Annotated in this window: 22 protein-coding genes and 1 pseudogene; 10 read left to right on the forward strand and 13 right to left on the reverse strand. The window is 34.8% G+C overall.

The features are described from left to right. Positions 1-25 precede the first annotated feature (25 nt). A complete protein-coding gene (locus AC0L3Q_RS17370; RefSeq protein ID WP_473281399.1) occupies positions 26-544 on the reverse strand; it encodes an RNA polymerase sigma factor in 519 nt (172 codons plus the stop codon). A 121-nt stretch (positions 545-665) separates the two neighbouring features. On the opposite strand from AC0L3Q_RS17370, the gene AC0L3Q_RS17375 reads away from it, so the two are divergent. Next, on the forward strand, positions 666-1,718 hold the full coding sequence (locus AC0L3Q_RS17375) for a hypothetical protein (protein WP_473281401.1): 1,053 nt from the start codon (positions 666-668) through the stop codon (positions 1,716-1,718). A 346-nt stretch (positions 1,719-2,064) separates the two neighbouring features. Here AC0L3Q_RS17375 and AC0L3Q_RS17380 read toward each other — a convergent pair whose 3' ends face one another. From AC0L3Q_RS17380 to rpmB, 7 genes and pseudogenes are all read right to left on the reverse strand, one after another. Continuing rightward, positions 2,065-3,738, reverse strand: a complete 1,674-nt coding sequence (locus AC0L3Q_RS17380; RefSeq protein ID WP_473281403.1) for an amidase family protein — start codon at positions 3,736-3,738, stop codon at positions 2,065-2,067. 54 nt (positions 3,739-3,792) lie between these two features. Continuing rightward, on the reverse strand, positions 3,793-5,397 hold the full coding sequence (locus tag AC0L3Q_RS17385) for a carboxypeptidase-like regulatory domain-containing protein (protein WP_473281405.1): 1,605 nt from the start codon (positions 5,395-5,397) through the stop codon (positions 3,793-3,795). Between the two features lie 126 nt (positions 5,398-5,523). Beyond that, positions 5,524-7,074 carry a carboxypeptidase-like regulatory domain-containing protein gene (locus AC0L3Q_RS17390; RefSeq protein WP_473281407.1) on the reverse strand — a complete coding sequence of 517 codons (1,551 nt, stop codon included), beginning with the start codon at positions 7,072-7,074 and terminating at the stop codon, positions 5,524-5,526. A 498-nt stretch (positions 7,075-7,572) separates the two neighbouring features. Further along, positions 7,573-8,525, reverse strand: a pseudogene (gene ftsY / locus AC0L3Q_RS17395) (signal recognition particle-docking protein FtsY). Positions 8,526-8,652: 127 nt separating this feature from the next. After that, positions 8,653-8,805 (reverse strand): DUF4295 domain-containing protein, encoded by a 153-nt coding sequence (locus tag AC0L3Q_RS17400; protein ID WP_073320536.1) that lies wholly within the window; start codon positions 8,803-8,805, stop codon positions 8,653-8,655. A 6-nt stretch (positions 8,806-8,811) separates the two neighbouring features. Beyond that, entirely contained in the window at positions 8,812-8,994 is a 183-nt protein-coding gene (gene rpmG, locus AC0L3Q_RS17405; protein WP_013070733.1) for a 50S ribosomal protein L33, read from the reverse strand. A 26-nt stretch (positions 8,995-9,020) separates the two neighbouring features. Continuing rightward, positions 9,021-9,260 (reverse strand): 50S ribosomal protein L28, encoded by a 240-nt coding sequence (gene rpmB, locus AC0L3Q_RS17410; protein ID WP_073320538.1) that lies wholly within the window; start codon positions 9,258-9,260, stop codon positions 9,021-9,023. 364 nt (positions 9,261-9,624) lie between these two features. Here rpmB and AC0L3Q_RS17415 point away from each other — a divergent pair, with 364 nt between their 5' ends. The 3 genes from AC0L3Q_RS17415 (at position 9,625) to AC0L3Q_RS17425 (ending at position 11,160) form a co-directional block, all read left to right on the forward strand. Continuing rightward, positions 9,625-10,032: a hypothetical protein gene (locus AC0L3Q_RS17415; protein ID WP_473281410.1), complete on the forward strand. Its 408-nt coding sequence runs from the start codon at positions 9,625-9,627 to the stop codon at positions 10,030-10,032. Between the two features lie 99 nt (positions 10,033-10,131). After that, the gene (locus tag AC0L3Q_RS17420) at positions 10,132-10,536 is read left to right on the forward strand and encodes a hypothetical protein (protein WP_473281413.1); all 405 of its coding nucleotides are present in this window, start codon (positions 10,132-10,134) and stop codon (positions 10,534-10,536) included. Between the two features lie 210 nt (positions 10,537-10,746). After that, on the forward strand, positions 10,747-11,160 hold the full coding sequence (locus AC0L3Q_RS17425; RefSeq protein WP_473281415.1) for a hypothetical protein: 414 nt from the start codon (positions 10,747-10,749) through the stop codon (positions 11,158-11,160). A 5-nt stretch (positions 11,161-11,165) separates the two neighbouring features. On the opposite strand, the gene AC0L3Q_RS17430 is transcribed toward AC0L3Q_RS17425, so the two are convergent. Beyond that, positions 11,166-12,410: a competence/damage-inducible protein A gene (locus tag AC0L3Q_RS17430; protein WP_473281418.1), complete on the reverse strand. Its 1,245-nt coding sequence runs from the start codon at positions 12,408-12,410 to the stop codon at positions 11,166-11,168. A 12-nt stretch (positions 12,411-12,422) separates the two neighbouring features. Further along, on the reverse strand, positions 12,423-12,761 hold the full coding sequence (locus AC0L3Q_RS17435; protein WP_473281421.1) for an Hpt domain-containing protein: 339 nt from the start codon (positions 12,759-12,761) through the stop codon (positions 12,423-12,425). A 321-nt stretch (positions 12,762-13,082) separates the two neighbouring features. Here AC0L3Q_RS17435 and AC0L3Q_RS17440 point away from each other — a divergent pair, with 321 nt between their 5' ends. Next, positions 13,083-15,452: a TonB-dependent receptor gene (locus tag AC0L3Q_RS17440; protein WP_473281424.1), complete on the forward strand. Its 2,370-nt coding sequence runs from the start codon at positions 13,083-13,085 to the stop codon at positions 15,450-15,452. Positions 15,453-15,454: 2 nt separating this feature from the next. Further along, a complete protein-coding gene (locus tag AC0L3Q_RS17445) occupies positions 15,455-15,925 on the forward strand; it encodes a thioredoxin family protein (RefSeq protein ID WP_473281427.1) in 471 nt (156 codons plus the stop codon). Positions 15,926-15,938: 13 nt separating this feature from the next. Here AC0L3Q_RS17445 and AC0L3Q_RS17450 read toward each other — a convergent pair whose 3' ends face one another. The 3 genes from AC0L3Q_RS17450 to AC0L3Q_RS17460 all read right to left on the reverse strand — a co-directional run bounded on the left by AC0L3Q_RS17450 (position 15,939) and on the right by AC0L3Q_RS17460 (position 18,123). Further along, positions 15,939-16,550, reverse strand: a complete 612-nt coding sequence (locus AC0L3Q_RS17450; protein ID WP_473281429.1) for a fumarylacetoacetate hydrolase family protein — start codon at positions 16,548-16,550, stop codon at positions 15,939-15,941. A gap of 25 nt (positions 16,551-16,575) precedes the next feature. Then, the gene (locus AC0L3Q_RS17455; protein WP_473281431.1) at positions 16,576-17,355 is read right to left on the reverse strand and encodes an exonuclease domain-containing protein; all 780 of its coding nucleotides are present in this window, start codon (positions 17,353-17,355) and stop codon (positions 16,576-16,578) included. An 81-nt stretch (positions 17,356-17,436) separates the two neighbouring features. Further along, positions 17,437-18,123, reverse strand: coding sequence for a metal-dependent transcriptional regulator (locus AC0L3Q_RS17460; RefSeq protein WP_473281433.1), 687 nt, complete (start codon positions 18,121-18,123; stop codon positions 17,437-17,439). 180 nt (positions 18,124-18,303) lie between these two features. On the opposite strand from AC0L3Q_RS17460, the gene AC0L3Q_RS17465 reads away from it, so the two are divergent. From AC0L3Q_RS17465 to AC0L3Q_RS17480, 4 genes are read left to right on the forward strand one after another with little or no spacing between them, the layout of a single operon-like run. Next, positions 18,304-19,218: a metal ABC transporter solute-binding protein, Zn/Mn family gene (locus AC0L3Q_RS17465; RefSeq protein WP_473286956.1), complete on the forward strand. Its 915-nt coding sequence runs from the start codon at positions 18,304-18,306 to the stop codon at positions 19,216-19,218. Further along, entirely contained in the window at positions 19,218-19,955 is a 738-nt protein-coding gene (locus tag AC0L3Q_RS17470; RefSeq protein ID WP_473281435.1) for a metal ABC transporter ATP-binding protein, read from the forward strand. Before AC0L3Q_RS17465 ends, AC0L3Q_RS17470 begins: the two co-directional genes overlap by 1 nt. A 53-nt stretch (positions 19,956-20,008) precedes the next feature. Then, on the forward strand, positions 20,009-21,139 hold the full coding sequence (locus AC0L3Q_RS17475) for a metal ABC transporter permease (RefSeq protein ID WP_473286958.1): 1,131 nt from the start codon (positions 20,009-20,011) through the stop codon (positions 21,137-21,139). After that, positions 21,132-22,292 (forward strand): metal ABC transporter permease, encoded by a 1,161-nt coding sequence (locus AC0L3Q_RS17480; protein WP_473281438.1) that lies wholly within the window; start codon positions 21,132-21,134, stop codon positions 22,290-22,292. Before AC0L3Q_RS17475 ends, AC0L3Q_RS17480 begins: the two co-directional genes overlap by 8 nt. Positions 22,293-22,296 lie beyond the last annotated feature (4 nt).

Here is a 22,296-nt window from a genome sequence, read left to right on the forward strand (position 1 = left end):
TGATTTCCCTTTCATTACACTCAAATTATTGAAAACCATCAAGACTTGCTTTCAATTTTTTGTACGCAACATAAATTCTATTTTCAATTGCCTTTCGTGTGGTTCCTTGCATTTCAGCAATCTCTGACTGTGTTTTACCCTCCACCTTATTCAACAAAAAAGCAACTCGTTGATCCTCAGTAAGAGTACCTAAAGCTTTCTGATAATTTTGAAGAAATTGTTCCTGTTCTAAAATAAATTCCGGGCATTCATTAGTATACTCTTTAGGTTTTATTTGTCTATACTTCAGTACTACTTTTTGATGCTTAATAGCATTAAGCATCGTATTATTGGCGACAGTAAATAAAAAACTTTTCGCCTTTTCGGGAGTAACCTCTTTACACTTATCTAATAGTTTCAAAAATGCATCCTGCATCTTATCTTCCGGAGAAAATGTTTCTCCAAATTTATAATAAAGAAAATCGAATAAATCCTTAGAATATTTTTTATAAATATCCGAAAACACCGAATCATTACAAACATTATCTAGTAGTTGTTTTTGCATAATTAGGGGTAAATCGTTTTTCTAAAAATAAAAAATCTAAACGTAAAAGAAAAAAACCAAAAATAGAAAGGGATTTTCGGGAGTAAGTTGTTATATAGATGTAACGCTTTAAAACTAGCGCATGACAACTAAAACCAAAATCATTTTACTTTTTTTGCCCTCAATTGTATTTACGATACTCGTTTCTTGCAGGAATGAGTCTGATTTATTGGTAGAAGCTAACCCTAATCAAATTATAGAAGCAAATTCTAAAGTTGCTGATTTAATGTCTAAAGTTAGTGCTAATGATGGATCAATTGATAATATAATTGACAATTCTACCTGCTTTACCGTAAAATTGCCCCTTACCGTAATTGCAAATGGCACTCAACAGATCATAAGCTCTGAGGAAGATTTTCAGATCATTGAAGATATTTTCTCAGGGTCAAGTGATGATACGGATACCTTGGAAATCATTTATCCGATTACCATTGTTTTTAGCGACTATACAGAACAAGTAATTACCAGTAATTCGGAATTAGAATCTGTGACAACCACCTGCACTGCAGACGACACCAATATCGAATGTGTTGATTTTAAATATCCTTTTGAGATCTCCTATTTTGATTCGGAAAATGAAATTGCCCAAATATTGACTATGAATAATGACCGAGAATTGTTTGGATTTCTAGAAGATCTGAAAGAAGGAGATGTAGCTAACATTAACTTTCCGATTACTATTGTGTTTACCAATGATACGGAAATTACTATTGACGGAACTGATGAATTAGAAGAGGTAATTGAGGATTCTTTGGAAGATTGTGATGAAGATGATAGCACTATCGATGATTTTAGTAAAGCTATTACTCAAGGCACTTGGGAAGTTCAAAAATACAAAGACAATGAGAGTAACGAAACTCAAAACTATAGAGACTTTGTCTTCACCTTTTTAGCAGATGGTTCGATTTCTATAGAAGATTCATCAACAGGTGAAGTATTTGACGGAACCTGGTCGGTGGTTACTCGTGCTGATGGTGGGCTTAATGCTATATTAGATTTTGGCAGTACTCCTCCACTCGACAAGTTGGGTAATAACTGGAATGTAAAAAAGGTACAAGATACACGAATCATGCTGGACGAACGAACAGGACCAGGAGTTAGTAAAGATGAATTGTTTTTTCAACAAATAAGATAATCAGAATACGAATGAATTGGTAGACTACCAGGACATAATAATCAAAAAAGATAATCTCAAAAAATAGAATTCTTATTTATGAAACCTTTGCAGTAATATGTTACATAATACTTTCATCATGGCACCATTTTTTTTGAGTTTGAAAAAAGGGGGTAAGGTGCAAGAAAGTGAAATACTGATTTGTGTGTGAAGCATGGTTTACATAAATCTCTAAAAATAGATAGATATTTTTTTCATACGTAATATCATCCTGTTTGGGATTGGAGATCTAATTTTAATTTTTTGAGAGTACAAAGGGGATAATTGATATCCCCTTTATAAATATTTATTGAAAATGTACTTTGGCTTATTCTACATAATTTGACGGCATTTTTCTCTCTTTAGAAACTTGCTCATACCCATATCCATACTGAAGCAATGGACCTTCAGAAAATTCTTTGGCTATAAAAGTAAGTCCTTTTGGCTCTCCTTTTTCAGAATACCCCATAGGAACGGTTAATGCTGGATATTTTGCAACAGCAGCATATCCTGCATGGTAATTATTAATAGAAAGTACGGCATCCAGTTGATGTTTATCTATATGCACATCAAAATAAGCTCGTGCCATTTTTTTAAGATTTGCTTTGATCTCTTCTAACTCTTCTGCTGTAGTTGGATCCTGCATAATACCTTCAAACAATTGCTGTCCATAAGGAATTCTGATTATAGAATCTTCTCTGTTAAATGCAATAGCATCTTCAATATTTTTAATAGTTACCTGATCTCCTGTATTTTGACTGATATACTTAGGCAAGTCATTTTTCATATCAATATTCAGAATACTCAAAAAACCCGGTAACGGAGTTTGTTCTGGTTCTAACACCACAATCTCACTACCTGCTTTTTTCAGTTTTTCTACAGCGATGTTATAGATAGAGTCCTCCAATAATCCTTTTATCACTCCAAAGCGCTTTCCTTTTATCGTTGCATTCTTAAGCTGATCAACAAAAGAGGCCTCTACGGCTACAGAAGCTTCATCTTGATCATCTTTCCCTACCAAGGCATCAAAAAGAATGGCATTATCAATTACGTTTTTCGTCATAGGCCCAGGGGTGTCCAAAGTACTGGAAATAGGAACTATTCCCGATCTACTCAATACCCCAATCGTAGGTTTTAGTCCCACTACCGAGTTTTGACTTGAAGGTGACAAGATAGACCCACTAGTCTCTGTCCCCACAGCAGCTACACAATAGTTTGCCGCTACAGTAACTCCACTACCAGAACTAGACCCTCCGGATTCAAAAACCATTCTACCATAAGGATTCATGGTTTGTCCTCCTACTGCACTATAGCCAACTGGACATCCAGAACACATAAAATACGCCCATTCACTTAGATTAGCTTTCCCCAAAATCAAAGCTTTTTGATCCAATAGCCTTTTGGTAATAAAAGCATCACCCGTTGTATTATTTTGCAAAGCAACAGCCCCTGCTGTAGTAATCATTCCTTCGGTATTGATATTATCCTTCAGTAATATCGGCATACCATGCACAGAATGAATATCGATAGTCGATTTATCTACTTGATCCAAAGCCCTAGCTTGTGCTACCACCTTGGGATTCAGCAAAATCACCCCATTAAGAGACAAGTTATTATCACTTTCGTATTTGCGTATTCTATAGATATAAAACAATGTGAGGTCTTCATAGGTGAGTTTACCGTCGATTACACTTTGCTGTAATGTTGGAATGTCTTTTTCCAGAATTACATCCTTCAGCGCATTATATTTTTCTGGAGTAAAATAGTCCAGTTCCTGTTCAACTCCCTTCCAAATATTGTTCTTATCATAAACTTTAGAGTTGACCAATTTTAAATGCATTCGTTCCTGCTCTAACTCAAGAGTTTTTGCCAGGTCTGCTGTTTCATCGTAGGATTGCCAAGTTACCGTAGGCTGCTTTTCGACAACAGGTTTAGTTTCCTTTTGTTGTTTACATGCTAAAAAACTAAAAAATACAATTAATAGAAGACCAATCTTTTTCATTAGTAGAGAGTTTATGCTTTTTGTGTTTACCTTATGGTTTCTAAAAATAGGCGTTTACGAAAAGTAATCAATGTTTTTTATTTTTTTTAACGGAGTATTGATCCAATACTTACTTTTATCCTCAAAATCATTGATTTCAGCCTTAGACAAAGGAGTATACTTATCCATCACTTCATATCCTTCCTGGATTTCCATGTTTGGAAAAACTTCCTGAACAAATATCTCTCTGTATTGATTCAAAAGCAATTTATGGATATCATGCAATACATTACCGTGTATATCTTTGACTCCTTTCAACATCAAACCTATACTTCTAGATAAATGCTTGGATTCTTCATCCGTCATGCCTAATCTTGATACATCGTCTAATTTGATTTGAATTTGTCGATCGAGTACCAAAAGACTAGTGATACCAACATCCTTTCCGTTGTGTTTCAATTTAGGGCGTTTTAAACGACTAGTGATAAAGTCGATATTCAATTCATTATTAAAGAAAACATCTAGAATATTTTCTTGCGGACTGTATACTACATTCTCAATTTTAAACTCGGGGTCTTTAAATACTTCAAACCTATTATTGAACGTGATATAATTCAAATACATCTTCTCCTCTACACTTTTGTAGGCGATGGTTATCGCATATAACGGAGCATCTTTGAAGGATTCAAACACCGTATAGCTCAATTTATGGATCGCAAAACTCTCTGTATTTACGAATATCTTTCCTGTAGCATAGTGTTGCGGTCCTGAAGCATATGCGTTAGTAAAGAAGTCTATTTCATAAATCGGAATAGTGTCTAAAAAGCGAATTTGATTCAATTCGAATCTATGGTTTGCAACAAAATCTTCTCTTAAATTTTCAACAAATGAGAACGATGGTTTGTCGTGGTTTCTCAAAGCATCAGTTAGTAGTAAGATATTAAACTCATTTCCTCCAAAGGCAGGGATAATTGTATTCTCTAAATACTTTTTACTGTGATTATCATACGGAATAGATAAAGAATTGTCCCTTTCAAAATCTTTATTCTCCACATAACTATACAACACAGTTTGATTTCTTTGATGAGTCATATTGTCTGTGGCAAAACCAGCATCATATACTTGAACTACACTTTCATTAAGGTTAATATACTCAGGTATGTACTGCCTATTTGACCGAGAGATATACGAACTATCTGCTGGTTGTTGGTAATCCCTGTAATAGGCAATATAGGAAAATGGGGTTAGTGGGTAGTTATTATCAATATTAGCTATTGCCTTTTTTACTATCTGTTTTGCGGATAAGAGTTTCTTCCTTTTTTTCTTTGATTTAAGGGTTACTGTTTCTAACTGATCGATACTTGGAGTAAGATAGATGATATTCGTATTTTTTTTGTTCAATTCGGAAATTGAAATTTCTCTTGAAACATATCCAATAGAAGACACCTTAATTTTACTGGACATTTCCAAATCCCCGGGCAACCTAAATTGTCCTTTATCATCTGCCACAACTCCTAGATTAGTCCCTACTAATTTTATCGTAGCATAGTAGACCGGAGTTTTGGAATCCTGATTTATTATTTTACATATCAACTGATCTGTACTGATATTTTGAGCATGGACAAGTGATAAAAAAAATACTGAATAGAAAATAACCAAGAGTACTCCCCTACTGTTCATAACCAAATCTTTAATTACTCACCTTAAAATAAAAAAAGAGGTTAAGAAATACTCTTAACACTCTTTCTTTTAACGCTTTAATAACAATATCCTTACAAAATAGGATCAACCACACATTGGGACGATCTATTGAGTCTTATTTTTCTTTAATGGGGTGTTCAACCAATATTCATTTTTCCTTTCGAATTCATTGATTTCAGAAGTTGCCAAGGGTGTATGTTTGTTCATCACTTTAACATCTTCAGGTAAATCTTTTTCCGGAAACACCTCTTGCACAAACATTTCTCGATACTGATTTAGTTTAATATCAGGAGTTTTGTTCAACACATTCCCATCGACATCTTTAATATTCTTAATTTTTAATCTGATCTCATCAGGGAAAGTCTTTTCATTAAAATTAGGCAAAGAAAACAATTGTTTTTTATCCAAATACACTCTTACCCGATCATCCAAAACCACCACTTCTTTTACCACTATCTTCTCTTCTTTATAGGAATAAGTCGCTTTAAATTTTTTATGAATCGGAGCAATTGATGCTTCATCTACTTTTCTATTGAAATAAACATCATAAAAAATATCTTCTACATAGAAATACTCATTATTGAAATATAGATCCTTGACATTTAACTTTTTTTCTTTCACTTTGAAATAATCATCACTTTTCACCTGAAATCGATTATTAAAAGTGATGTAATTTAAATACATTTTTTCGCCAATAGGGGTGTATTCCATAGTAACTCCATACAGCATTTTTTTAAATCTTTTTTCATACACCTGATAATTGAGTTTATGAATGGCATAGTTTTCTTTAGCGATAAAAATAGTTCCTTTAGCTAAGTATTTTCTTCCTGCTACACTTTCTTGCGCTTTAAAAATAATCTCATAAATTGGCTGTCCATTGCGGTAACTAATCCCATTTACTTCAAAAAAGTGATTTTGAATAAAATTCGCCCTAAACACATTCACAAAAGAGAATGACACCTTATTATGATTCCGAATGGCATTGGTTACATTAAGCACACTTAACTCATTTCCTCCAAACGGTGGAATTTTCACGTTCTCAAGATATTTTTTTCTTTTATTGTCGTAAGGAATCGACAGTGTATTATCCCTGGCAAAAGTTTCATTTTTATGATATTTATAGACCAGAGTCTGATTTTGTTGATTGTTAAAATAATCGGTACCAAAACCAGCATCGAACACTTCTACAATCCCTTCGTTAAGATTGAGATACTCCACACCTTCGTTTTTCTTACGCACCTTTTCATAAGAGTCATCTATAGGTTGTTGGTAATCTCTGTAATAGGCGATATACGAAGAGGGCTTTCTGGTATGATTGGCGGATAGTTTTTTTAAGGCTTCTACAACAATCGCTTCTGCATTAGGTCGTTTCTCCTTTTTGTTTTTGGCATTTTTTTTAGAGACCAACATCACCTGTTCCAATTCTTCAACGTCTGGCAATAGTTGAATGATGTTTACTTGATCCTTGCGAAGCTCACTCAAGTAGATTTCTTTTGTTCTATACCCAATAGATGATATAGTAATCTTGGCTGATTCATTTGTTTTGGAGTATGGCAAAAGTCTAAACTCCCCTTTGTCATCAGCAATTAGTCCTTTATTAGTTCCTGAAAACCTAATAGTAGCATAATAGACAGGGTATTTTGTTTTTGAATCCAAAACTCTACACAGCAATTGATCACTTTCGGATTGAGCTTGAATATGAATACATGATAAAAGAGTAACAAAAACTACTATACCTATTAGATTACTTTTTTAAAAATCATCATATGAAATTTACGTGCTAAGGGTTAAACTATAGTTGCGACATCTTATATTTATGTTTTGACGAATTGAAATGTTACACTGATTTTTAATTTTTAACCTTGTGATGTTTATTTCTCTATTTATAAATGTTATAATTCTCGACCTAACAATAAGAAAATGACTCAATGCAAAACAGCTTGCTTCTTCATTTTCACCATATTTAATCTATACAGGCATTTTAGTGAGTATACTTCTACTATTTAAGTATGATATTGAAGTGAAATTAGTGTATTTGGTATCATTTAGCGGATTCACTTTGCAACGCCTTCTTCTTATATACCAAAGTAAATTAACGAAAAAAGGCATTTTGAAGAGTTCAAAATGCCTTTTTAACTATTGAGAGAGATTCTTTTATTTAAAGAAAGAATCTACAAATTCGTATTTATTAAAAACCTGAAGATCTTCTATGCCTTCTCCTACACCAATATATTTTACAGGAATTTGAAATTGATCACTAATTCCAATCACTACACCACCTTTGGCGGTTCCATCTAATTTGGTAACTGCCATCGAAGTCACCTCTGTTGCGGCAGTAAATTGTTTTGCTTGTTCAAAAGCATTTTGTCCTGTAGAACCATCCAAAACCAGTAACACATCATGAGGAGCATCGCCTATCACCTTTTGCATTACTCGTTTTACTTTGGTCAGCTCATTCATCAAGTTGATCTTATTATGCAATCGACCCGCAGTATCAATTATGATGACATCTGCATCCTGATTTACCCCAGATTGTAACGTATCGAATGCTACAGAGGCGGGATCACTTCCCATCTCTTGTTTTACAATCGGTATATCTACTCGATCTGCCCAAACCTGAAGTTGATCTATTGCTGCGGCTCTAAAAGTATCTGCTGCCCCTAGTACTACTTTTAAACCTTTTTTATTGAACTGATATGCTAATTTTCCAATTGTGGTGGTTTTACCTACTCCATTTACTCCAACGACCATCAGCACATAAGGCTTTTTACCTTCTGGAATTTCATAATCTGTAGCCTCACCAACATTTGTTTCGGATAGTAGCCCTGCAATCTCTTCTCGCAGTATCTTATTCAACTCATCTGTACCTAGATATTTATCTTTTGCTACACGATTTTCGATTCTCTCTATAATCTTTATAGTTGTCTTTACACCAACATCACTAGTTACCAAAACTTCTTCAAGCTCATCCAAAACATCATCATCAACTTTGGACTTACCCGCAACTGCTTTACCAAGCTTAGAAAAAAACTAGTTTTGGTTTTTTCTAATCCTTTATCTAGAGTCTCTTTCTTTTCAGAGGAAAATATATTTTTAAAAAGTGCCATTTCTTAAATTCTATATCATGATTTCTAAAAATCTTTTGCCTTAGCACAAAGACCGCCTAAATATAAAAAGAAAGAGCCATTTCAATGCAATTGAAACGGCTTCTTTTAAATATCTTTTAACAGGAAATTACTTTTTCTTTAAAAAGTCATTTACAAGTTCTGGAGCCATAATAGATTCTACAAAGGTATATGCTCCTGTTTTTGGAGATTTTACCATTTTGATGGCTTTAGTCAATCTTTTTGACCCTGTTTGTAACGATGCTACTGATTTCTTTGCCATGTCTTATTATTTAATTTCTTTATGAACCGTCATTTTCTTAAGAATAGGGTTAAATTTCTTTAACTCCATTCTATCTGGTGTATTCTTTTTGTTCTTGGTCGTGATGTATCTTGATGTACCTGGCTGACCAGAAGCTTTGTGCTCTGTACATTCTAAGATTACCTGTACTCTGTTACCTTTCTTCGCCATTTCTAATATCTTTTATAAAAGGAGAATTATTTATTTAAGAAACCTTTTTCTCTAGCTTCTTTAAGTACAGCAGAGATCCCGTTCTTGTTTATATTTTTTAATGCCGCAGTAGACACCTTTAGCGTTATCCAACGATCTTCTTCTGGAATGTAAAAACGCTTCTTGATCAAATTCGCATTGAATTTACGTTTCGTTTTATTCATCGCGTGAGAAACGTTATTTCCCACCATTGCTTTTTTTCCTGTAAGCTCGCAAACTCTTGACATTTCTTCTTAATTTTGGTGTTATTTCAAAACAGGGTGCAAAGTAACGAATAATTTCTCGAACAGCCAATAATAGTTTTTAAAAATTTCTACTTAACCAAAAGTTTTTTTAACCTCCCATTTTTCTTGTGATGACGCACCTTTTGTAAAACCTTACCTTAAAAATTATCAAAACAATATTTTTTATTAAAAACACACCAAAAAATAACACAAAACACTACTAATCAATAAAATAAACCTCTCTAACTTTAATACATTTCTCATTTACTGATCTTCATGCATATTAGTTTCTAGTTAAACAAAATTAGTTTTTTGAAACCTACTATTGTATATTTATTGCTTATTACCCCTAAATCATTTATCCATAATGCCTGATAGTCTTAAGAACGAACTAATAAAAAAACATACCATTGCCAATATAGGTACTTTCTACTATTATGATCATTTTATGATTTCTGAAATTAACGAAGGAGTTGTAGTTGATCTTAAAATGGCGCTTGAAGTAACCAACACCCTAACCAAGAAATACTACGGTCGAAAAAAACCTTTTGTATACATTACCAATCGAATTAACTCTTATTCGATGGATCCAACGATTCACTTTGAAACTGCAAAAATACTGCCCAACACATTAGGATACGCAATAGTTACTTACGACAAGACCAATACCGATGTTGCCAACCTTGAAAAGGCTTTCTTGAAAATTCCCTTACAAATTTTTCATAGCCTCGACCAGGCAGTGCAATGGGCAGAAAGTATTATGCCAAAGGATTAATTCTCTTCACACAAAACATAAATAATTGATAATCAACGATTACCATGTAATTGATAAATCAATACATTGACTAATCCCCAAATCAAAAAAAGTAAAAACATGTCAGATCATTTAATTGCTAAACACGAAATCAACCTAGGCACATTTTATTTTTATACTAATTATTTTGTTTCAGAAGTTAAAGAAGGTATAACAATATCTCTTGACAAACTTGATGAGATTATACCTTTAGTTTTAAAGTATTATGAAAATGGAGAACCTTTCAGTTATATTTCTAACCGAATCAACTCTCATAGTATTTTACCTCATCAATACAGTGAATGCCCTTTACTTCACTTAGATAATTTTGTAAGCTACGCAACAGTTACCTATAACCACCTTTGCAGCAAATCGATTGAAGTAGAAAAGCACTTTGCCAAAAGACCATTTTATAACTTCTCCAGCCTACAGGAGGCAATCACTTGGGTTCATACCGAATTAGACGATATTAAAAATAAATCTTAGTGTAATAAGTGAAATATACTAGTCACTTTTTTCAAACAATATATTTTACTCCCTGAAGCGTTTCACTTTTATTAATAAGGTCTTTTGCGCTTTCATGAGTTTTATATGAGAATAAATAGAGTTTTTATCGATTAGAATGGCAGTACAGGTAAATTCTGACCAGCTTTAATTATTATTACTTATTTTAGAAAAATAAAATAGTTTTTTTAAATGATTGAAAACATTAATACCCCTCTTTTAAATAAACATGAAATTGATATTGGTTGGTTTTATTTTTATGAAAATTTCGTAGTTGGAAATGTCAATCAAGGATTGGATCTTAATTTTGACAGCGGAAAAAAACTCTATGAATTGATCCAACATTATTACAAAGGCATCAAGCCATTTACCTATATTTCTCAGCGAGTTAATTCTTATTCCTTTAAACCTACTAGAATTCATGGAGTTGAAGAGCATTTCCCCAACTTAAAAGGTTATGCAATTGTAATTTATGACCCTGTGAATTATAAAGTAGCAAAGTTAGAAGAAACCTTTACAAGTATGCCAACTTATGTAACCGATGATTTAGAGAACGCTATTACCTGGTCAAATAAAATTCTTTCAAAAGAAGAATCCGAAGAATAAAATACTTATCTATTCAGTTCATTTAATAACAGCTCTAGAGATTTATTAACCGTCTTACCGATAGTTCTTTCTCTATGATTACTGAAATTATATTCTTTTGAAAACACTGTTGTTGGAGTAGCAATAGCAATAAAAACCGTTCCTACTTCTACATCACCGTCTCCTTTGGTAGGTCCGGCATTGCCTGTTGTGGCAATAGCATATTCTGATTTAAATTTAGATTTTACTGCTTTGGCCATTGCTTCTGCAACTTGATGACTGGTTACCGAATACTCTCGAATAACATCAGCACCTACCCCCAAAATATCAATCTTTGACTGAGTAGCGTAAGTAACCACTCCTCCTTTAAAGTATTTTGAAGCTCCCGCATTGGCTGTAAACAACTGCGCAATTCTTCCACCAGTGCAGCTTTCGACTACAGATAAGGTAGCTCCTTTTTTAACCAATAACTCTCCTATCCTAACCTCTATAGTTTGATCATCTTCATAACCAACAATAATATCTCCAATGATATCGTTCAGTGCTTCTATTTTTTCTGAAATCGTTTCTTCGAGAAGCTGCTTATCTTTTCCTCTAGCAGAGAGTCGCAAACGAACTCTACCCAAGTTTGGTAAATATGCCAGTTTTATAAAATCGGGTAAGCTATCTTCCCAATCTTCAATTTTTGCTGCTATAGCACTTTCTCCCATACCATAAGTCTGCACCGTTTTATGTACGATAAACGGACGATCAAATCTTTTTTGTAATCTTGGGAGCACTTCGGTTTTCATCAGCCCTTTCATCTCAAAAGGCACTCCTGGCATGGATACCAAAACTGTACCTTGATCTTCAAACCACATTCCGGGAGCAGTTCCATATTGATTCATCAAAACCGTGGAACGACTTGGAACCAAAGCTTGTTTTCGATTTACATCAGAAATCGGTGTAGAAATATATTTAGCAAACAAATCTTCAATATGCTTTAGAACCGCATCATTTTGGATCAGGTGATCATCGAAATACTCGCATATTGTGTGTTTTGTGATATCATCCTTGGTAGGCCCTAAACCACCTGTTATTAAAATGATATCTACTCTGCTCTTAGCTTCTTCTATTGCATTTAGGATATGTTGTCTATCATCACTTATAGAAGTGATTTGATATACATCAACTCCTATTTTATTGAGTTCTTTACCCATAAAGGCAGAATTGGAATCTACAATCTGTCCGATGAGGATTTCATCACCAATGGTAATAATTTCTGCTAACATATTTTTGGAAAGCTACGCGAAATCGACTTTTAAGGAGGCTATAGCCACATTAACAGTAGACACAATCTCGTCTAATACTGCTTTTATTTCTTCTTTTGGCTTATTTGTTTTGGACCATGCCTCAATTTGCTTGATTTGAGATAACAAATCGATATCAAATAACTGAAGATTTGGCTTCATCTTATGAGCGTATTGATAAGCCATCTGTGGATTATCTGCGTCGACTGCCTGAACCATATTTTCAAGATCTGGTGGAATCTCCTCTAAGAAAGTCTGTACCAGAACTGCAATAAATTCGTCATCACCTCCAGATAATTCATTTACATTTTTCAAACTATATCCTTTGCTCATGTATTTTATTTTTATTGAAAAGGTTCTTTATAAACTCTACAAGAAGCTTATCTAATGTAAAGCACCTACGTTGTAAGAGTTATTTGTAAATATAACATCTCATCCCTACAAACTAAAATATTTATTGAATATTCTGTAAAGAAATACGATATACATCAAGGAAATCTCATTCTTTATTGTGTGGACATCATCTGAAACTACAAGTAAAACCCTTAAAATTAAAGACTTCTAAATTTTTCAACATAAACTGTTAAAAAATTTGTTAGCCTTAACTAACTTTTTAAATTTGCCCGATCTAATAAAATACTTATTTCATCAAATATGAAACCAATTTTATTCATTTTCACCTTATTTCAGATCAGTGTTATAATTGGTCAAACAGGAAACCTTAAGGGAAATACGAATACAAAGGAAGACATCATTCCTTTTGCCAATATCATATTATCAAACGATTCCTTTACCACCTATGCTTCGTCTGATAAAAATGGTGATTTTGAAATTTATGATATTCCATATGGAGATTATTTGATAAAAATAAGTGCACTAGGACATCAAACCTTAGAGCAAAATATTTCCATAACCTCTAATACCAATACTACTGTCACTCAGAAATTCACCCTTGCCGAAGACAGGTTAAATCTGGATCAGGTAGTGGTTAGTGCAACAAGAAATCGAGTGAATCGAAAAAAAGCCCCCGTTGTAGTGAATGTACTAAGTCCAAAATTATTGGGAGCTACGCAATCCATATCCGTTTCAGAAGGCCTTAATTATTCTCCAGGAGTGCGGGTAGAAAATAACTGTCAGAACTGTGGGTTTACCCAAGTGAGACTTAATGGACTAGATGGAAGTTATACGCAGGTTTTGATAAATAGTAGAGCTGTATTTAGCGCACTTAATAGCGTTTATGGATTAGAACAAATTCCTACCAATATTGTAGAACGTATCGAGGTAGTGCGAAGTGGAGGTTCTGCACTTTATGGATCGAATGCTATTGCAGGAACCATTAATATCATCACCAAGGATCCAGTTCTAAATACATGGGAAGTTGGAACCTATTTGGGCCTTGTTGATGGAGATACGCCAGATCGATCACTTAACTTCAACGCTTCTCTGGTAAGTGATGATTTAATGTCTGGAATTACTGTATTTGGGTTGAATAGAGATCGAGAAGAATTTGATGCCAACGGAGACGGTTTTACCGAACTTACCACCCTTCAGAATACCACTTTTGGTTTGAAAACGTTTTTAAAACCTTCTGACCGAAGTAAAATCTCCTTGGACTTGACCACCATTAAAGAATATCGTCGCGGAGGAGATCGCCTTGATCTAGCTCCTCATTTCACGGATATTACTGAAGAACTGGACCATGATACTTTTTTGGGAGGTATTACTTATGAACTGGAAAACAAAAAGGGAACCAATAATCTTTCTGTCTACACTTCTGGACAATATACCGATAGAGATAGTTATTATGGAGGACTTGGTGGTGGACGAACCAGACAAGATAGTATTCTGGCCTTAAACGCCTATGGAGTAACTAAAGACTTGGCCTTGCTTACCGGAGTACAGTTTACTCAAAATCTAAAAAACAACGATATTATTACTACAGGAGTAGAATACAATATTAGCGACACTGAAGATGTAATAGCTGGTTATAACCGATTAATCGATCAACAGGTACATACCATAGGCTCTTATTTGCAATACGAATGGAAACCTACAGATAATTTTACCGCCCTACTCGGCACACGGCTAGATCATGTTAATGTTGATGGGAATTATAACATCGGAGGGATCTCCAGGGATGTTTCTGTAACTCAAACCGTATTAAGCCCTCGTATTACCTTATCCTATAACATTCTGAAGTCATTAAAATTCAGAGGTGGTTATGCAAGAGGATTTAGAGCTCCGCAAGCCTTCAACGAAGATCTACATATTTCTTCTGTTGGTGGGGAGCCCCAATTTGTGATTCTATCCGAAAATCTGGATACCGAATTTTCAAATGCCTTTACCGCTTCATTGAACTACTCAAAAAACTTTAATAAAATTCAAGCTGATTTTCTCTTAGAAGGATTTTTTACGGATCTCAAAGACCCATTTACTTTGGTAAGCACAGGAGCTGTTCTCGAAAACGGTTCTATTCTTGAAGAAGTAAGAAATGGATCCGGAGCAAAAGTTTTTGGAACTAATTTTGAAATCGGTATTTCTCCATCAAAAGAATGGCAGTTTCAAATAGGAGGTACCATACAACAATCCGATTATGACGAAAGCCAGATCCTATTCGAATCCGATGGTACTGTACCAGGAGAACAGGATGTGATCGTAGACGAATTTGTACGAAACCCTAATACCTACGGCTATATCAATGCATCCTGGATACCGAGTAAACGTTTTAACATGGACCTAACCGGTACCTATACAGGAAACATGATTGTACCAAGAGTAGTTAGCGAATCTGGTTTTTTGGATCTTGTTGATACCGATCCTTTCTTTGACCTAAACCTAAAATTAGAACACCACTTAGATATTTCAGAAAATTTTCATGTAACCTTCAGCGGAGGGGTAAAAAATATATTTAACAGCTATCAGGATGATTTTGATATCGGCCCTCTTCGTGATTCTGATTATATTTATGGACCAGGAACACCTAGAACCTTTTTTATTGGAATAAAATTTGGAAACCTGCACTAGTTATGAGATCAACAAGTTTTATATTCTTCTTATGCTTAGCACTATCATTTGAGGTTGTTGCTCAAAACAGTGAAGCTGTTCGTTGGATCAGTTTTGAGCAATTAGATGATTCTCTTGCGGTAAAACCTAAAAAAGTAATCATTAGTTTCTACACCGATTGGTGTGCCTATTGTAAAAAAATGGATCGTGTGGTTTACACAAAACCAGAAGTGATCAAAAAAATAAATGAAGAATACTATGCGGTAAAAATGAATGCGGAAAGCAGAGATACTATTGCTTTTGACGGAGGTGTTTTTACCAACAAAACTCAAACATCGTCGAGAAATCCCATTCATGAAATCCCACTCTTGTTAGCTTCTAGAGAGGGACGACCTTTTTCTCTCCCCGCTACTATTTTTCTGGATGAAAGTTTTAAGGTAAGAAAGCGATACTTTGAATATTTGAGTCCTAAAAAAATGCTATTAGCACTCTAGCTATTCAACACTTTTATTTCACTTTTATAGAAAACATTTTTTCATCCTCAATATAGCCATCCAAATAATCATTGGCATCTACCCTTCCTACTCCTGCAGGAGTTCCAGTAAAAATGATATCTCCTATTTTTAAGGTGAAGAACTGAGAAACATACTCAACAAGCTCATCAATTTTCCATAACATCAATTGGGTATTTCCTTGCTGAACGATTTCTTTGTTTTTTTCTAATCTAAAATTGATGTTATTCACATCTGCAAAATTATCCTTGGAAATCCAATTACCAATAACCGCAGCCCCATCAAACGCTTTTGCTTTTTCCCAGGGCAATCCTTTTGCCTTCAATTGACTTTGCAAATCTCTTGCCGTAAAATCAATCCCCAACCCAATTTCGTCATAATACTTATGCGCAAATTTTCTATCGATATACTTTCCGAGTTTCTTGATTTTGATCAAAATTTCTACTTCATAATGAATGTCATTAGAAAAATCTGGAATAAAGAAAGGTTGTTTTTTGAGTAAGATAGAAGTGTCGGGCTTTAAAAAAACTACAGGATCTGTAGGCTTTTCATTTTCTAACTCTTCTATATGGTCGGTATAATTACGCCCAATACAAATTATCTTCATCGCTTAATTTAGATATGGAAAGATATTACAGATTCAAACTATTGTTGAGTTTACGAAGTCGAACAGCAGTCAATACTTTTTTGGTATATAAAGGAAAATCTGCATTTTGCAACCAGCCAAAATAACCAGGTTCATCTTCCATCACACGCTCTACCAATTTCCCTTTATGTTTTCCAAAGGTAAACACTTCTTTACCATCATCATCATAAGCAATAAAACCTGCAAAATCGGCGAACTGTTTTCTCGAACTGAATTCTGAAAGGAATTTAGTGCTATTCTCTAATTCTGGATATCTATCCAATTGCGCTTTTAGCACTTCATAGGTTGCCATAGTATCTGCTTCAGCCGAGTGCGCATCATTGAGATCCTTATCACAATAAAATTTATAGGCTGCAGAAAGTGTTCTCTTTTCCATCTTATGATAGATAGTTTGTACGTCTACAGAAACAGTATTCTTCATATCGAAGTCTAGCTCAGCTCTTAACAACTCTTCCGCCAATAATGGAATATCAAAACGATTAGAATTAAACCCTCCCAAATCACAACCTTTAATCATATCATGAACTTTGTTAGCGATTTCCTTAAAAGTAGGCTCATTAGCAACTTTGGCATCATCTATACCATGAACAGCAGTTGTTTCTGGAGGTATTGGCATCTCAGGATTTACTAACCATGTTTTACTTTCCTGAGTCCCATTTGGAAACACTTTTAGGATGGAAATTTCTACAATGCGATCTTTAGAAATATTAACCCCGGTCGTTTCAAGATCAAAAAAACAGATCGGTTTTTTCAAATTAAGCTCCATAAATTGTTCGTGTGATTCCCAAAGATAACTTCAATTATTTAACATTCTTGTAGACCAGCTGTACTTTAACATTTCTAAAAACTATACCAACTTCTCTACAAATACATTATCCGCAAATTTTCTTGTCACGGTTTCAGTAGTATCATTGAATCCTATCCTGATCGATTTATCAAATTCGCGAATTTCCAACACCTTAATCTCACTACTAAGTGCCAGCCCTATTTCTGATACAAATCTTAAAAAATTAACAGAGCCGTCGTTTACAGATACTAATTTACACACCTCACCTACCGACAAAGAGGATAAGGTAATTTTAGGAACTACCTTATATTCGCCACTAGCATTAGGAATCAACTCCCCATGGGGATCTTTTTTCGGAAAATCCATAAAGCGATCTAACTCATCTACCAGCTTGTAGGATTTGATATGCTCTAATTGTTCTGCCACATCATGAACCTCATCCCAGCTAAAATTTAGGTAGTTATACAAAAACGTTTCCCAAAGCCTGTGTTTTCGAATAAGTCGAACGGCAACAGAACGACCCTCCTGGGTTAATTCTAACTTTCCATATTTTTCGCTGACCACATATTTTTTTGTTTTTAACTTCTTGATCATATTATTTGTAGAAGCTGGAGAAACTCCCAGATAATCTGCCAATTGATTATTCCCAACCTTATCAGAGCTATCTTCTATCAACAACTTAAAAAGTGCTTTTAGATAGTCTTCTTCACTTTTTGTTAAATTATTCAAATTTAATTTGTTAGTCATAACTAACTTTTTTAGTTTTGCTACGGTGATGAGACAAAAATACTAAACACAATACAATTATTAGGCATATAATTAATTACTATTAGTGTAGATGTAATTTCTTAAAAAGAATATCGAAATACGCACGACCTACTCCCTGAATAAAACATAATTTAATTCATTTATTGATTGAGAACAATGATTAAGAAACTAACACTTTTATTTATCTTTTCCACAGTTTTCTTTTCTTGCAAAAAAGAAGTAAAACAAGAAAACCAAAAAGTAAATGTGGTAACCACTACCTCTATGATCACAGATCTACTTCATAATATTGGAGGAGATGCGATAGAAGTAGTAGGGTTAATGGGAAGTGGTGTAGATCCTCACTTATACAAAGCCAGCGAAGGGGATGTAAGTAAGTTGGTAAATGCTGATATTATATTCTACAATGGATTGCATCTGGAAGGAAAACTGGTAGAAGTTTTTGAAAAGATGGAAAATCAAGATATTAAAACCATTCCTGTTGCCGAGAAACTTGATAAAAATACGTTGATTGGTTCTGATTACTTCGCTTCTAATTATGATCCTCATATTTGGTTTAGTATCGAAAACTGGAAAATCATCAGCCAATATGCAGTACAACAACTATCTTCTGCTGATCCAAAAAATGCTACAACATTTGAAACAAATGGAAAAATATACCTAGAAAAATTAAACGAACTTGAAAAGAAGCTAAATTCGACTATCACTACTTTACCCAAAGAAAAACGAATATTAGTCACTGCCCATGATGCCTTTAATTATTTTGGTCAGGCTTATGATTTTGATGTTGTAGGATTACAAGGATTGTCTACCGCTACAGAAGCGGGTGTTCAGGATGTTCAGAAATTGGCGAACTTTATTATTGAAAAAGAAATCAAGGCCATTTTTGTAGAAAGTTCTGTTCCTAAAAGAACTATAGAGGCTTTACAGGCAGCAGTGCGATCCAAAGATCATGAAGTAGCCATAGGCGGAACCTTATTTTCTGATGCGTTAGGAAATCCAGGAACAAAAGAAGGCACATATATAGGTATGTTTGAATACAACGTAAACACCATCATAAATGCATTGAAGTAATGGAAGAAAAAATTGCTGTTCAAATAGATGACCTTACAGTAGCCTACAACTACAAACCTGTGTTGTGGGACATCGATCTAGCCATACCAGAAGGTGTCTTAATGGCAATAGTAGGCCCGAATGGTGCAGGCAAATCAACTTTGATCAAATCCATTTTAAATATTATTAAACCCATAGCCGGAAGTGTTAATATTTATGGAAAAACCTACGACAAACAGCGTTCTTTAGTCGCTTATGTCCCTCAAAAAGGGAGTGTAGATTGGGATTTTCCCACTACTGCACTAGATGTGGTGATGATGGGTACCTACGGAAGCCTGGGATGGATCAAACGCCCTGGTGCTAAACAAAAGAAAGCCGCTCTGGAAGCTTTAGAAAAAGTGGGAATGTTAGCCTTCAAAAACCGACAAATAAGTCAATTATCTGGAGGGCAACAACAGCGAATTTTTTTAGCAAGAGCTTTGGTACAAAACGCTTCCATTTATTTTATGGACGAACCGTTTCAAGGAGTAGACGCTACTACCGAAAAGGCAATTATCAATATCCTAAAAGAACTTAGAAAAGCGGGTAAAACAGTGATTGTTGTTCATCACGACTTACAAACGGTACCAGAATATTTTGATTGGGTTACTTTTTTGAACGTTAAAAAAATTGCTACAGGACCAGTGAAAGATATTTTTAATGATGACAATCTCACAAAAACCTACGGTATTAATTATAAAGTAGCTGTCAATCAATAAGTTATGCATGTATCAATACAACATATAGATTTACAGACATTATCTCCTAAATGATGGATTTAAGAGAGTACATAACGTTGGTTTTTAGTGATTACACCCTTCGTACGATTACCTTGGGTACGGCAGTGCTTGGCGCTATTTGTGGTATGTTAGGAAGTTTTGCCGTATTGCGAAAACAGAGTCTATTGGGTGACGCCATTTCTCATGCTGCCCTCCCAGGAATTGCCATTGCTTTCTTGATTATTGGAGTAAAAAGCAGTTCCGTTTTTTTGTTAGGCGCACTGATCAGCGGTCTTATCGGAACTTTTTGGATTCGTGGGATTACTCAAAAAACCCATCTCAAATCAGATACTGCCCTTGGACTTATCCTTTCCTTGTTCTTTGGTTTTGGTATGCTGTTGCTTACCTATATTCAAAAGCAACCTAATGCAAATCAAGCGGGATTAGAAAGTTATTTGTTTGGCCAAGCCGCTACACTTCTAGAAAGTGATGTTTGGTTAATGATAATAGTTACTGGTATAAGTCTAGTTATCGTGCTACTGTTTTGGAAAGAACTAAAATTGTTACTTTTTGATCCAGATTATACCAAAACTCTTGGTTTTAATACCAAATTTCTTGATATCCTGATTACCACTTTTATTGTGGTTGCTATCGTATTAGGGTTACAAACCGTGGGTGTTGTTTTAATGAGTGCTATGCTTTTGGCTCCGGCAGCTGCAGCCAGGCAATGGACCAATAATTTGGGAAAAATGGTGTTTTTGGCAGCGCTCTTTGGCGCATCCTCTGGAGTTTTAGGAACTGCGATAAGTGCAAGTCATAACAATCTATCTACGGGACCTGTTATTGTACTTGTTGCTGGGGTATTCGTTTTATTTTCTTTTATCTTTTCTCCGGGACGTGGTTTACTATTTCGAGAAATACGGTTTAGAAAAAACAGAAATGACTTGCAATTGCATAAGACCCTATCATTTATGTACAATATTGCCAGTACTCATGAAGATATATCTCATCCACATGCAATCAAAATCTTAAATAATTTTCAGGGATTTACCAGAAAATCGTTGCAAAAACTAGAAGACAAAGATTATGTAAAAATTGATGGTCCCATGTGGTCAATGACGGAAACAGGATACCACACTGCAGCAAATTTATACAATCAATTAATCAAAGAAGAAGATGAGTAGTGCACAAATTGAAATACAGCTGATCGCAAGCCTGGTAGCTATAGCTTGCGCTATACCAGGAACCTTTTTGGTACTCCGCAAAATGGCATTAATTACTGATGCTATCAGCCACTCCATTCTTCCTGGTATTGTGATTGGCTTTTTTATTACGCACGACCTGTCATCTCCTCTTCTTATTATTTTGGCCGCAGCCAGTGGCGTACTTACGGTGGTATTGGTAGAGTTTATTCAAAAAACTGGACTGGTAAAAGAAGACACGGCGATTGGATTGGTATTTCCCGTACTGTTTAGTATTGGAATTATTTTGATCGCACAAAATGCCAACGATATTCATTTGGATGTAGATGCCGTATTATTGGGAGAACTCGCTTTTGCTCCGTTTGATAGATTAGGATTTAATGATATTGATCTAGGCCCAAAATCCTTGTGGATCATTGGCTCTATTTTATTAATCACACTTGGTTTGCTTTTTGCTTTTTTCAAAGAATTGAAAGTAAGCACGTTTGATGCTGGTTTAGCTTCTGCTTTGGGATTATCACCAGCAGTTATGCATTATGGACTGATGACGGTTTCTTCTATCACTACAGTGGGAGCCTTTGATGCTGTAGGCGCCATATTGGTAATTGCCCTTATGATTGCCCCAGCCGCCACCGCTTATTTATTGACCAATGACCTGAAAAAGATGTTGGTTTTGGCTGTTGTATTTGGTGTAGGAAGCGCAATAACAGGTTACTGGGTAGCTCACGCTTTGGATGCTTCTATTTCAGGATCAATTACAACAGTACTAGGTCTGGTATTTTTAATCGCCTACTTATTTGCTCCAGGTCGAGGTTTGTTCTCTGTTCTTTATCGACAAAGACAACAGCGCATCGAGGTGTCTCTGCTTACCTTCCTTCTACACTTGGGAAACCATCAGGAAATTGAAGAAAGACACGTAAAACACCTCAACGAACATATTAATTGGCAGAAAGTACAATCAAAATCTGTATTGGATTTGGCTCTCAAAAACAATATGATTACTATTGATAACGATATCGTTTCTCTTACCAAAAAAGGTAAAGATTTCACTACAAAAGCAATTAACTATATCGTAACCAACAAAAATTCTGAAATTGAAAACATGAAGGATCATTTCTTCTTGTTTCGAGGGTAGGATT

It is taken from the genome of Aquimarina sp. KJ22-3 (assembly GCF_055808215.1).